This window comes from Kineosporiaceae bacterium, from assembly GCA_016713225.1.
GTDB lineage: Bacteria > Actinomycetota > Actinomycetes > Actinomycetales > Kineosporiaceae > JADJPO01.
This window is the reverse complement of sequence record JADJPO010000011.1, coordinates 376,205-389,046: the sequence shown is the minus strand read 5'-3', so window position 1 is coordinate 389,046 and position 12,842 is coordinate 376,205. Positions and strand designations below refer to the sequence as shown.

9 protein-coding genes are annotated in these 12,842 nt (G+C 71.9%); 3 read left to right on the top strand and 6 right to left on the bottom strand.

The features are described 5' to 3' along the window. Position 1 precedes the first annotated feature (1 nt). The 6 genes from IPK24_24495 to IPK24_24470 all read right to left on the bottom strand — a co-directional run bounded on the left by IPK24_24495 (position 2) and on the right by IPK24_24470 (position 6,630). Positions 2 to 667, bottom strand: coding sequence for a response regulator transcription factor (locus tag IPK24_24495; protein ID MBK8078616.1), 666 nt, complete (start codon positions 665 to 667; stop codon positions 2 to 4). Continuing rightward, on the bottom strand, positions 664 to 2,076 hold the full coding sequence (locus IPK24_24490; GenBank protein MBK8078615.1) for an ATP-binding protein: 1,413 nt from the start codon (positions 2,074 to 2,076) through the stop codon (positions 664 to 666). Before IPK24_24490 ends, IPK24_24495 begins: the two co-directional genes overlap by 4 nt. A gap of 7 nt (positions 2,077 to 2,083) precedes the next feature. Further along, entirely contained in the window at positions 2,084 to 3,292 is a 1,209-nt protein-coding gene (locus IPK24_24485) for an iron-containing alcohol dehydrogenase (protein MBK8078614.1), read from the bottom strand. A gap of 161 nt (positions 3,293 to 3,453) precedes the next feature. Beyond that, positions 3,454 to 4,254: an SDR family oxidoreductase gene (locus tag IPK24_24480; protein MBK8078613.1), complete on the bottom strand. Its 801-nt coding sequence runs from the start codon at positions 4,252 to 4,254 to the stop codon at positions 3,454 to 3,456. Continuing rightward, entirely contained in the window at positions 4,251 to 5,435 is a 1,185-nt protein-coding gene (mftD, locus tag IPK24_24475; GenBank protein ID MBK8078612.1) for a mycofactocin biosynthesis FMN-dependent deaminase MftD, read from the bottom strand. The genes IPK24_24480 and mftD overlap by 4 nt, the downstream gene beginning before the upstream one ends. Positions 5,436 to 5,586: 151 nt before the next feature. Then, entirely contained in the window at positions 5,587 to 6,630 is a 1,044-nt protein-coding gene (locus IPK24_24470; protein ID MBK8078611.1) for a MaoC family dehydratase, read from the bottom strand. 171 nt (positions 6,631 to 6,801) lie between these two features. Here IPK24_24470 and IPK24_24465 point away from each other — a divergent pair, with 171 nt between their 5' ends. The 3 genes from IPK24_24465 to IPK24_24455 are packed head-to-tail and all read left to right on the top strand — an operon-like array spanning position 6,802 to position 12,824. After that, complete coding sequence (locus IPK24_24465) at positions 6,802 to 8,766, top strand: HSP90 family protein (protein MBK8078610.1); 1,965 nt, start codon at positions 6,802 to 6,804, stop codon at positions 8,764 to 8,766. Beyond that, positions 8,750 to 11,788, top strand: a complete 3,039-nt coding sequence (locus tag IPK24_24460) for a hypothetical protein (protein MBK8078609.1) — start codon at positions 8,750 to 8,752, stop codon at positions 11,786 to 11,788. Before IPK24_24465 ends, IPK24_24460 begins: the two co-directional genes overlap by 17 nt. A 19-nt stretch (positions 11,789 to 11,807) precedes the next feature. Continuing rightward, complete coding sequence (locus IPK24_24455; protein MBK8078608.1) at positions 11,808 to 12,824, top strand: aminoglycoside phosphotransferase family protein; 1,017 nt, start codon at positions 11,808 to 11,810, stop codon at positions 12,822 to 12,824. The last annotated feature ends 18 nt before the right edge of the window (positions 12,825 to 12,842 follow it).

The window sequence follows — 12,842 nt, the reverse complement described above, 5'->3', positions numbered from 1 at the left end:
CTCAGATGACCCCCATCTTGGATGCCTCGTAGACCGCCTCCGCGCGTCGTGAAACGTCCAGCTTGCGCAGGATGTTGCCGACGTGGAACTTCGCCGTGGTCTCGGAGATGAACAGCGTCTCGCCGATGTCCCGATTCGACAGGCCCCGGGCCAGCAGCCGCAGCACCTCGTGTTCCCGAGCGGTCAGGTGCCGGGTCTGGGCAGGCACCGGCGCGTTGAGCCCGCGCACCATCGCCGCCGCCGAGCGGGCGTCGAACGCGCTGCCGCCGCGCGCGACGTCCCGGATCGCCCGGATCAGCCCGGTGGTGTCGACGTCCTTGACCACGTAGCCCTGCGCCCCGGCCCGGATCGCCGCCATCACCAGGTGCTCGTCCAGGAACGTGGTCAGCACCAGGATGCCGATGTCGGGATGGCGCCGGCTGAGCTCGGCGCACAGCTCGAGACCCTCGGTGTCGACACCGGCGGACAGCTTGAGGTCGAGCAGCACGATCCGGGGCGTCGACCGGGCGATGACGGTCAGGGCCTCGGTGGCGCTGGAGGCCTCGGCCACCACGACCAGGTCCCGCTCACGTTCCAGGATCGAGCGCAGTCCCTGCCGCACGATGGCGTGGTCGTCGACGAGCATGATGCCCACGACCACCTCGGCTGCACTCGTCAGAACGCTCATGGGGTGTGCTCCTGTCCGATGCCACCGGTGACCAGTTCGTTGATCAGGCCGCGATCACTGCAGGGCTCCAGCGGCAGGGGTACGCGCAGCTCGACTCGCACCCCACCCAGCCGGGCCCGCCGAAAGGCCAGTGCACCCCCGAGTTCGACCACTCGCGCCTCGATGTTGGCCAGCCCCCGGTGCCGGCCGTCGTTCGGTGTGGCACGTTGCAGACGCAGTCGCCGGCTCAGCTCGACCGGGTCGCCCACGCCGTCGTCGGCGATGGTGACCGTCAGCCGGTCGGGTCGGTACCGCAGCCGGACGATCGCCCGGCTGGCCACAGCATGGGCGACCACGTTGAACAGCGCCTCGCCGATGGCCCGGGCGATCTCGTGGTCGGCATCGGCGGGCAGGGGCAGCACATCGCCCTCGACCTTGACCGTGATCGGCAGGTGGTGATGGTGCACGGCCATCTCGTGCACCAGCTCGGGCAGGGTCGACAAGGTCTGGCGGGGCGGCTGGTGGAGTGCGTAGATCGCGCGCCGCAGCTGCTCGACAGCGCGCTGCGACAGTTGCTTCGCCGTGGTCAACTGCTCCCTGATCGCTGTCGCCGCCGTGCCCAGGGCCTCGGCCTCGCCACGGGCCAGTTCGACCGCCAGGCCCGAGGAGAGGACGTACTGGGTGACGCTGTCGTGCAGTTCGCGGGCGATGCGGGTGCGCTCGGTCTCGATCAGCTCGCGCTGTCCGGCCAGCACCAGCCGTTGTTCGGCCTGCTCCAGTTGGCGGGTCCGGGCCTCGAGATCGCGCGCTTGGGCAGCTGTGGCCTCGTAGAGCCGCTGCGCTCGCCGGTGCAGGACGAGCCCGGCCTGATACTGCTGCGAGGTGTGCAGGGAGACCGCAGCCTGATTGGCCAGGATCCGCAGCACCGACAGGTCACCCGGCTCGGGGTCGACCTGCAACCCCCGCCGGCCCACCAGAGCCCCGATCGGCAATCCCTCCAATGTCATCGCCACCCGCACCCAGCGCCCGTCGTCCGGACCGCCCACGGCGTGCCCGGCGCGGATCGCGTTCAGCTCACGGCGCACGACCGGGGGCAGCGTCTCGTCGTCGGCCAGCGGTCGCCCGTCTCGACCGGCCACCAGGAACCGGGGCCGGGCCCCGACCAGGTTGCCGTCGGACAGCGCCAGCACGGTCCACTCGGCGTCCAGGTGTGCCGCCGCGGCGCGCACCACCTCCTCCAGCAGTCCCCGTGGCCCCTCGACGGTGCGCACGAGGGCTCGCGAGATCGAGTCCATCGCCCGGACGGCGCGCTGCATCCGCTCGTTCGAGTTCACGTAGGCCAGGTAGTAGCTGCGCTTGCCCGACCGAACCCCCGTGAGTGCCGCCAGGTCGGGGGCCGGCGGGAGGTTGACGGGCACCTGTTCGGTCATCGCCACCTCACAATGCGGCGAGGAACAGCCGCTGGACGTCGTCCTGATCCGCCGGGCGGGGATTGGTGCTCAGGCAGGCATCGTGCAGCGTGGTGGCGGCCAGCCGTGGCAGGTCGGCCTCGGTGACGCCGAGTTCGCGCAGCCCCCGGGGCACCCCGATGTCGTCGCCCAGCGCTCGGACGTGTTCGGCGAGCAGTTCGGCTGCCTCCACCCCGGGTAGGCCCTCGACGGCCAATCCGGCCGAACGGGCCAGCGCGATGAAGCGTTCGGGTGTGGCGTGGGCATTGAACCGGATCACGTGCGGCAGCAGCACGCCGTTGACCACGCCGTGCGGCGAGTCCAGCAGGCCCCCGACCTGGTGGCTCATGGCGTGTGTGGCGCCGAGAATCGCATTCGTGAACGCCAACCCGGCTTCCAGGCTGGCCTGCGCCATCTTGGAGCGGGACTCCAGCTCGGCGGGCGCGGACATGGTGTGGCGCAGATTCGCGAAGACCAGGCCGACGGCATTGAGCGCATGGGTGTCGGCGAGGGGGTTGTGGGCCAGCGACACGAAGGACTCGATGCCGTGCGCCAGGGCGTCCAGGCCCGTTGCCGCGTTGAGCCATTCGGGCATGGTGGTCAACAGTCGAGGATCGGTGATGGAGATGTCGGGGACCAGCGCCCGGCCCATGATCGTGATCTTCACCGACCGTTCGGTATCGGTGACGATGCAGAACTGCGAGACATCGGCGCCGGTGCCGGACGTGCTGGGGATCATGAGCAGCGGCGGGATCGGGTGGTCCATCCGATCGACCCCGGCGTAGTCGAGGATGTCGCCGCCGTTGCCGGACAGGATCGCCACGCCCTTGGCGGCGTCCAGGCACGAGCCGCCGCCGATGGCGATCAACACATCGGCCTCGGCTTCGCGGTAGAGGTCGAAGGCGGCGCGGATCTCGTGATCCTTGGGGTTGGGGGTCACCCCCGACCACACGATCGGGTCGAGTCGCGCGTCGGCCAGGTGATACAGCAGTTCGCGCGCCCATCCCGCCTCGATCACACCGGGGTCGGTGACCACCATCGGACGGCGCGCCCCCAGCCTCAGCGCGGCGAACCCGGCCTCGCCCAAGGACCCGAGACCCAACACCACCTCGGGGGCGTGGAACTTCACCAACGGTGTGGGCTGGGGCTGGGTCGGTGGTTGAGGGGGTGAGCGGGGCGCCGTCGTCTGTTTCGTCACCGGTGGCCTCCTTGCCCTGGACCCGTCCGCGACCACCCGAGGAGGAACGCCCGCGAACCACTATCACCGTACGGGGGTCGACGCCGACGGGGAACCCGTCGGCGAACGGGCACGGACCTACCCGTTCGGGTAGGTCCGTGCGTGTCGGCGAGCGGAGGCGCTCACGCAGCCCCGCCGTCAGCCGTGATCACGGATCCGTTCAGGGCTCTGGCCGGTCTGCTACAGCAGAAGGCGATCGTGGCGGCGATCTCGTCCGGATCGAGGACCTCACCCACCAGGGAACTGCTCGCCAAGTGGTCCTCGGGGATGTCGTAGATCGCGGCGGTGGCCTGCAGCATCGCCGTGCGGGTCGCCCCCGGGCAGACCGCCATGGCACACACCCCGGTGCCGGCCAGATCGGCGGCCAGACCCCGGATCAAGCCGACGACGGCATGCTTGACGGTGCAGTAGGCGGCCAGCCGGAAGAGTCCTCGCCCCCCTGCCGTCGAGGCCAGGGCCACGAACCGGCCACGTCTCGGGTCGGGTCCGGCCAGAATGGCCGGCACGGTGGCGGCTGCTGTGTTCCACACCCCCTCGACGTCGACCCGCCACAGCGCCTCGAGCTGCCGGTGGGCGGCCGGGGACCAGAGCGGCTCACCGCCGGCCATCACTGCGGCGGCGGCCACCGCGGCATCCAAGCGGCCCCAGCGCGCCAGGGTGTGGTCCACCGCCCGGTAGAGCTCGACCGGGTGACGGACGTCGGCGACGTGCATCGTCACCCGATCACCCAACTCCTCGGCCAACGACTCGAGTTCGTGCCGGTGGGCCATGGCGTAGCGCGCCTCGGCCATGCCGTGGTCGCTACCCGAACAGGCATCGACCGCCATCACCCGGAACCCGTCCCGGTGCAGCGCTCTGACCGTGGCTGCGCCGATGCCGCGGGCCGCCCCCGTGACCAGGGCGACCGGCTCGTCGCTGATCATCGCGCCGAGGGCGCCCCGAGCGTGCGGATGAAGCCGTCGGGTATCAGCACGTCGTCCGGGGTGAGCTCGCGCACGGCGGAACAGCCCAGTCCCAGCAATGCCGAGTCGATGCCGCTGCGCACGATGTCGAGCACGTTCTCGACCCCGGTCTGCCCGCCCGCGGCCAGACCCCAGAGGGCGGCTCGACCGATCATGACCGCCCGGGCTCCCAGGGCCACGGCCTTGACCACGTCACTGCCGCGACGGATGCCGCCGTCCAGCATCACCTCGATCTGGTCGCCCACCGCCTGAGCGATGCCGGGCAGCATCCGGATCGGTGCCGGGGTGCCGTCGAGATTGTTACCGCCGTGGTTCGACACCGAGATCGCGCTGACGCCGGCGTCCACGGCGCGCAGCGCATCGTCGATCCGGCCGATGCCCTTGAGCATCAGCGGGCCGCCCCACTCCCGGCACAACCAGGCCACGTCCTCCCAGCTGGGAGGGGGGGTCTGCATCCACTCGCCGTAGGCGCCGAAGAAGGTGGGCGCCACGCCGTCCTCGGTCAGGTTGGGAGCGGTCAGGTCGGGCAGCTTGCCGGAGCGGGCGAAGTCGAACAGCCACCGCGGCCGGCGGATCACCTCGGGGGCGAAGCGAACGGCGGCCTTGAGGTCGACCTTCTCGGGGATGGCCGGGCTGCCCCAGTCACGTCCGTACGAGAACGACCAGTCCAGGGTGAGGATCAGGCCGACGGCACCATCGCTGCGGGCGCGCTCCAGCCGGCGGCTGATCAGGTCGCGCGATCCCATCCAGTACATCTGGAAGAAGGTGGACGGGTTGGCCTCGACCACCTTGTCCAGCGGCATGCTGGCGAAGGAGGACAGGCCCATGGCGACGCCCCGAGCCGCCGCGGCGGCAGCCATGGCCACCTCGCCGCCGGGGTGCACCGCCTGAACCCCGGTGGGCGAGATCATCACCGGCATGGCCAGGGGGCGACCGAGCACCTCGGTGGACAGGTCACGCTGTGCCGCCTGCCCCGCCACGTGGGGGGCGAAGCCCAGCTCCTCGAAGGCAGCAGTGTTGTCGTCGTAGGAGATGCCGCGTTCGGAACCCGCCAGCAGCGCCGAGTAGACCGATGCCGGCAGTCGCCGCTTGGCGCGCCGCTGGGCCTCTGCGACCGTCTCGAACCACCCTGAACCTGCCATGGCGCCACACTCCCGACGTGTCGTGTCCTGCCTGACGACGCTAGGCAGCGACCCGTGGCCAGGGCACTCTCCAACCGGAGGGGCGAGGCATCCTGCCGGGTCAGGTCGGCACTGCTGCTTCGGCGGGGGCCGGGCAGACGAGGGAGCAGAGTCAGCGGGGGAGGGCGACGGTGTAGTCGAGGTCGAGGACGACGTCGGGGTGGTACCTGCCGTCGACCTTGTAGGGGAAGTCGGACGCCGGGTGGTCCTTGGTGGCCACCGTCCGCAGCCGCAGCGCCCCCACCCCCGGGGTGGCCAGCTCGATCTTGTCCAGCACCTCACTGTGGGCATAGATGGTGTTGCCCGCGAAGGTCGGGTTGGCGTGCGAGCCGCCGTTGATCGCCAGCACCTTGAACGCGTTGCCCAGGCCGTTGAACGACAGACAGCGGGCCAGGCTGATGATGTGCCCGCCGTAGATGAGCCGCCGGCCGAACCGGTTGCCGTTGGCGGCGAACTGGTCGAAGTGCACCTTGGCGGTGTTCTGGTAGAGCCGGGTGGCGAGCTGGTGCTCGGCCTCCTCGATGGTCATGCCGTCGACATGGTCGATCTGCTCGCCGACCTCGTAGTCGCCCCAGCCGAACCCCGATCCGGCCAGCACCCGGTCGTAGCCGGCGATCGACAGCTCCGGCAGCGCCAGGGCCTCGACCGGTACCGCGTCGGGCAAGGTCGGGACGACGGCCTCGGGGGCCGGGGCTGCGGCGTCCTGCTTGTTGACCATCACCCAGCGGGTGTAGTCGAGCACCATCTCGCCGCGCTGGTTCACCCCGACCGAGTTCACGTAGACCACTCCGGTCTTGCCGTTGGAGTTCTCCTTCAGCCCGGTCACCGTCGAGGTGGTGGTGATCGTGTCGCCCGGGTAGACCGGCACCCCGAACCGGCCGTTGGCGTACCCGAGATTGGCGACCGCGTTGAGCGAGACGTCCGGCACGGTCTTGCCGAAGACGATGTGGAACGCCAGCACATCGTCCACCGGGGCCTGCGGCAGGCCGAGCGCGCGGGCGAACTCGTCCGAGGAGTTGAGGGCGAACCGCGGCCCGTACAGCGCCGTGTACAGCGCCACGTCGCCCGCGGTGATCGTGCGCGGGGTGGCGTGACGGATCACCTGGCCGATCCGGAAGTCCTCGAAGAAGTTGCCTGCGAAGGTCTTGCCACTCATGATCCGCATCCTCTCGCCGAGCGTCGCCCTAGCTCTACCCGATGGGATGCCCCGAAGCCAGCGGCTGCGATGCGGCGCAGGCCATACTCACCGTCGCGTAGAGTTTCGGCTCCATCCCGACCGGGCGGCGGTGCGCAGCCATCGGTCGTCAGTGCTCAGCGAAGGGGGACGATGTCCGGCGACACCTTTCAGGTGGATCTGCGTGGCATCGTCGACCTGCTCAGTCACCACATCTACTCCAGCCCTCGGGTCTATCTGCGCGAACTGATCCAGAACGCCGTCGACGCCCTCACCGCCCTCGGCGAGAACGGGTCGAGCTATGAGGGCCGGCCCGGAGCGCTGATCGTGCCGAGCGATGCCGCAACCGACGGCCGGCTGCACGTGATGGACTCCGGCATCGGCCTGGACGCCGATGATGTGCGCACCTTCCTGGCCACCATCGGACGCTCCAGCAAACGGGACGAGGTGGGCCTGGCTCGCTCGGACCTGTTGGGCCAGTTCGGGATCGGGCTGCTGTCGGCGTTCATGGTGACCGACGAGATCGAGGTGCTCAGCCGCCGCCACACCCCCTCCGCCGACCCTTCGGATCCCGGCGCGGTGGTGCGCTGGCGCGGCCGGGCCGACGGCTCGTACACCCTGGACGCCGTCCGGCTCGACGCCCTGGACGGCGACCAGGTGCCCGACGAGCGCCCTGATGAACGTCGGGCCTGGCTCACCAGCGGTCCCGGAACCTGTGTCAGCCTGCGCCCGCGCCGCGGCGCCGAGCAGTGGCTGACCGCCGACACCGTGCTCGACCTGGCCCGGCACTTCGCCGCGTTGCTGCCGCACCGGCTGGTGGTCCGCACCCCCGCACCCGTGGAGGTCGCCCCGACCGTGCCGCCGTGGCGGCTGAGCGACCCCGAGGTGCGGCGCACCGCCTCGCGGGACTACGCCGTGACCCACCTCGGCGGCGAGCCGTTCCAGGTGCTGCCGGTGCGGGTTCCCCGCGCCGAGCTCGATGGAGTGGTGGTCATCGCCGGCGCCGCCTCGTCCACCGCTCGGCGTGCCACGCACCGGGTCTACGTGAAGGGCATGCTGGTCTCGGATCGCTTCGGCGACCTGCTGCCCGAGTGGGCCTTCTTCGCCCGGGCCGCGGTGGACGGCGCCCTGCTCACCCCGACCGCCAGCCGCGAGGACCTCTACCGGGACGACGTCCTGGACGAGGTGCGCTCGGCGCTCGGCGACCAGATCCGCGCCTGGCTGTTGCGGCTGGCCCGCACCGATGCCCGCCGCATGGGCGAGTTCCTGCAACTGCACCACCTGGCCGTGAAGGCCATGGCACTGCAGGACGACGAGCTGCTGGCGATCGTGTTGCCGTTGTTGCCGTTCGAGACCAACCAGGGAACCTCGACGGTGCCGCAGCTCATCGCCGGTACCGATGTCATCCGGGTGACCGAGACCGTCGAGGAGTTCCGCCAGGTCGCGGTGGTGGCGGCTGCGCAGGGCGTCACCGTCGCCAATGGCGGGTACGCCTACGAGTACGACCTGTTGCGGCGCATCCCCGAGGTCTACCCCGATCTGCAGGTCGAGCCGATCGCGGCCGGTGACCTGGACGCCCACATCCGCACCGTCCCCGACGCCCGGCTGCTGGGTGTCCGGTCGGCCCTGGAGCGGGCACGCGCCGTCCTGGACCGGTTGCAGGTGGACGTCGAGCTGCGCAGCTTCGCCCCGGTCTCGCTGCCGGCGCTCTACCTGGACGACGCCCAGGCCCGCCGGCGCCGGGCGAGCCGGCAGACCGCGACCGAGGTCGACGACGTCTGGAGCGCGATCCTGACGGTGCTGGACGACGGCGGCAGCGACCGGCCCCGCCTGTTGCTGAACGACGAGAACCCTGTGGTGCGAAGGGTTCTGGCCATCGAGTCCGACTCTTCCGATCGTGCTGATCGTTCTGATCTCGCGGCGCTGGCCGTGGAGTCGCTGTACTGCCGCGCGCTGCTCAGCGGTCAGCACCCGATGCGTCCGGTCGACACCGCGGCCATGGACCGCTCGTTCCTCGGGCTGCTGGACCATGCCCTCAACGCCGAACCGGGCGCCGATCCGGGTGCCCAGCGGGGGGCTGACGAAGGGATTCCGGGCCACGATGCCGACCGGACGTGAGCAGATCGTCGAGTTGCTCGACCAGATCGACCAGCTGCCGTTCGCGCAACGGGTCACCCCCGCCGAGCAGGCCCAGGCCCTGGCCGACGAGCTGGGCGACGACGAGCTGCGGGCCCAGGCCCGGATCGTCCTGCTGCGGGCCTACAACTACAGCGCCGACCGCACCCGGATGTTCGCGCCGTTCAGCTGGTTGCTGCAGCGCTACGACGAGCAACCGTCGTGGTTCGGGGACTACGAGCGCTACATCGTGCTGTGGACCTACAAGTGGATGATCCACGGCCTGCTCGATCATCCGGACGTTCCGCTGGCCCAGTTGCACTCCTCGCTGGACGGCATGCGTCGCCGCTACGCCGAGGCGGGGGTGGGGCTGCAGCCGGTGCTGGGCGTCGAGTACCACCTCACCGCGCACCTGCACGGCGCGAGCGCCGCCCGGGAAGCCTTCGCCCGATGGAGTCGAGCCGAACGCAACGACTACTCCGACTGCCTGGGCTGCGAGCCCACCGAGATGGCGCGCCACCACGCCGAACTCGGTGATCACGTGCGGGCCGTCGAGACGGTCGAGGCCGTGCTGGAGGGCACCACCCAGTGCGCGGAGCAGCCCCAGGCGGCGATCGCCGTGGCGCTGGCCTCACTGCTGCTGACCGGCCAGACCGCTCGGGCGGCCGCGGCGCACCTGACCGGTAGCCGGATCAGCCGAGCCTTCCCCGACGAGACCGACTACATCGCTGCCCACGTGCACGTGCTGGCTCGCAGCGGTGAGCTCGGCCGTGGCCTGGACCTGCTCTCGGAGCGGCTGGCCGACGTCGAGGCGCCGCCGACCCCGTGGGCCGGGATGCAGCTGGCGGCCGTCGGGGCGCGGCTGCTGACCGCGGTGATCGACGCCGGCCACGGCGACCTCGCGGTGCGGGCGCGCGGCGTCGTCGATGCCGAACCGGTACCGGTGCTGCGGGCGCGGCTGGAGCGGCACGCCACCGAGCTGGCTGCGCGCTTCGATGCGCGCAACGGCACCACCCGGGTCTCGCATCTGGTGCAGTCCTGGTTGAGTGCCGATTCGCTGCCCGCCCTGCCGTTGGGTGCCGCCGGTCGCCGGTTGGGCCCGACGGCCGCGCCGAGTGCCGCCGTTCCGAACGCCGGGTCACCGGACGCCACGGACGACGTCCCGCAGTGGCCGACCCACCCCCGGGCTCCTCGGCTGGACGCTCTGCCCGCCTTGGACGGCTCGGCTGATCCGGCTGATCTGGCCGAGCTGGCCGAGCGGGTCGAGGCCGCCGCCCGCTTCGCGCATCGCAGCTCGAGCGAGCTGTTGCGGGCGCACTACCTCGCCCGACGTGAGCAGGCGCTGGCCCGGTTCGACCGGCCCGAGGCCGATGACGCCGACCGTCGACATCTCGCCGAGCTGGAGTACCTGCTGGCCTGGGGCAGCCGGCGCGGTCCGCTGGACGCCGCGGCTCGCGAGGGCGCCCGGCAGGCCGCGCAGCTGTACCGTGCACTCGGCGAACCGGCCGAGGCCCTGCTGGTCGAACAGTTCGTGGCCGTGGCGGACGGCGATCACCCCCGCGTGCTGGCGTTGATCGCCGACGTGGACGCGGTGGGGGGTCCGGTGGAGCGGGCTCGGGCCCGGGCCAGGGGCCTGGTCGGCCACGAGGACCGGCCCGGTGACGTGACCGCTCGCGAACTCGCCGCGGCCGGGCTGACCCTGCTGGGACCCGTTGCCGCCGAGGACTCGGCGCAGCGTCGCGGCGTCGCGGCCCGACTGCTGCTGGCCGAGCTGGACGAGGCGGGGGCACTCGCGGCCCCCGGCGCTGCCGAGCAGGCCGCCCGAGTGCTGGCGCTCGTGCCCGAGGACTACGTCGACGTGGCCGTCATGGCGCTGATCCATCAGGTGCACGCCCGACTGATGCAGGACGTCGCCGAGGCACCCGACGTCGAGCCCCTGCTCGCCGAGGCCGAACGCCGCACCGTGCTGGCCGGCGCCGGGGAGGGATGGGCGCGGGTGCAGCTGCTGCGCGCCCAGATCGCGATGGCCGAGGGCGAGTTCGAGGACGCCGAGCGTCGGCTGACGGCTGCGGTGGCGGGGCTCGAACAGAACGACTCACCGGTGGGGGTGGCCGATGCACGCAGCCGGCTGGCGGGGCTGCTGCACGGCCAGGGTCGGCCGTTGGAGGCGATCGAGGTGGTGGAGGCCGGTCTGGCGCAGCTCGACACCCCCGAACCGCCGGCTACGTTGGAACCCTTGCAGCGCAACGGGTTCAGCTGGTATCTGGCTCAGCTGCAACGCATCGGATCACGCGTCTGTGTCGAACTCGGTGAGCAGGATCGCGCCCTCGAGCTCGCCCGGCGCGTGGTGAGTCGCCGGCAGCAGCTACCCGACCGGGCAGGTCTGGCGGATGCCCTCTACGAGCTCGCCGGGCTGTTGGCCGACGAGTCTCCGCTGGAGGCCGTGTCCACCTACGCCGCCGCGCTCGACGAGGCGCAGTTGGCCGGTGACGCCGCCCTCGATCTGGTCATCCGGCGCGAGCGGGTCTGGGCGCGGAAGGCGGCCGACGGCGTCGAGGCGGCGTTGGCCGATGTGGACGACGCGCAGGCCGCGGGGGAGCGGTGGCGCGAGCGCCTGCTGACCGACCCGGCAGCGGCCGAGAGCCTGGCCGACTGGGACTTCGACTGGGAACCGTTGGCGCTGCAGGAGTTGCGAGTCCGGCTGCTGGCCTCCGACGACCAGGCGGAGCGGGCGCTGGCGATGCTGGACGCCGTCCCGGGGGGCCTCGGTGCGGCGATGCGGGCGCAGGGCGCCGACCTGGGGGCCGCCGAACTCGATCTGGTGCAGGGCCGGCTGCTACTGGACTGCGGTCGCGAACAGGCTGGCCTGGCCCTGCTGGAGGCGGCGACCGAGGTGGCCCGCGAGCATGGTCACGATGGGCTGCGGGAGGCCGGCGCCTCGGCCATCGCCCGCTGGCTGGACGAGCAGGGCCGTCCCGAGGAGGCCCAGGCGGCCTGGGAGCGGCTGACGGGCGAGCAGGCGTGAACCGCGGCAGACTCTGAGCGTGGTCACCTCGCCCGGCGGACCGTGGGAGGACTGGCTCGCGAGCCTGACCGGCGTCCCGACGGGGGCCACCGGGGGGCGATCCGTGCGGCGGACCACCTCGGGTGCGCTCATCGTCACGACGGCCGACCTGGTGATCAAGCTGCACCATCCTCGGGCGGACCATGACCTGCTCGCGGCCCGGTTGCGCCTGGCGGCGTCCCCGTCGCTCGCCACGCTGGTGCTGGCGCCCCGGCTCGCCCGCCCGCTCGCCGTGCCGCCAGAGCTGTCCACCGAGCTGTCCGGCGCGTGGCGATGGGCCAGCCTGTGGCCCCGGGTCGAGGTGCTCGACCCCCACGCCGCGGACGGGCACCACGATCCGTCCGGTCTCGATGATCCGGACGATCCGGACGGAGCGCACCTGCCCTGGGCGGCGGCGGGCCGGCTGCTGGCCGGACTCCACCTGGCCGGCATCCCGCAGGGCACCCCACCGAGTGGTGCCGGTGAGCGGCTGCCGCGGGCGCTGGCCCGGATCGCCACGAACCCGGGTCGGGACGCCGCCGTGGTCGGGGCTGCGGGCCAGGTGGTGGCGCAGGCCCTCGCGGACGCCGCGCCGGGTCTGGGGACACTGGTGCACGGCGACTGGCACCTCGGCCAGCTCGGACGCCCACCCGGCACCGACCACTGGGTACTGATCGACCTCGATGACCTCGGCATCGGCCCGGCGGCCGGCGACCTCGCCCGGCCGGCGGGGTTCTGGGCCTGCGGCCTGCTGCCGGATGCCTCCTGGGCGGCCTTCATCGAGGGCTATCGCGACGGCGGCGGTCCGGCGGTGCCGCCGCAGGGTGACCCGTGGCCGGTGCTCGAGCCACACGCCCGCGCCGCGGTCGTGGTGGCTGCTGCGCGCGCTGTGCTCGACGGGCTCGACGGGCCGTTGGACGCCGTCGGCAGCGCCCTGGTCGAGGCCTGCAGTCGGATGCCGCAGGGCGACACCCCAGCGACGGGAACTCCTGGCACGGCCCGTCGTCGTCCAAGATGAGAGCAACCAGGTGAAGGA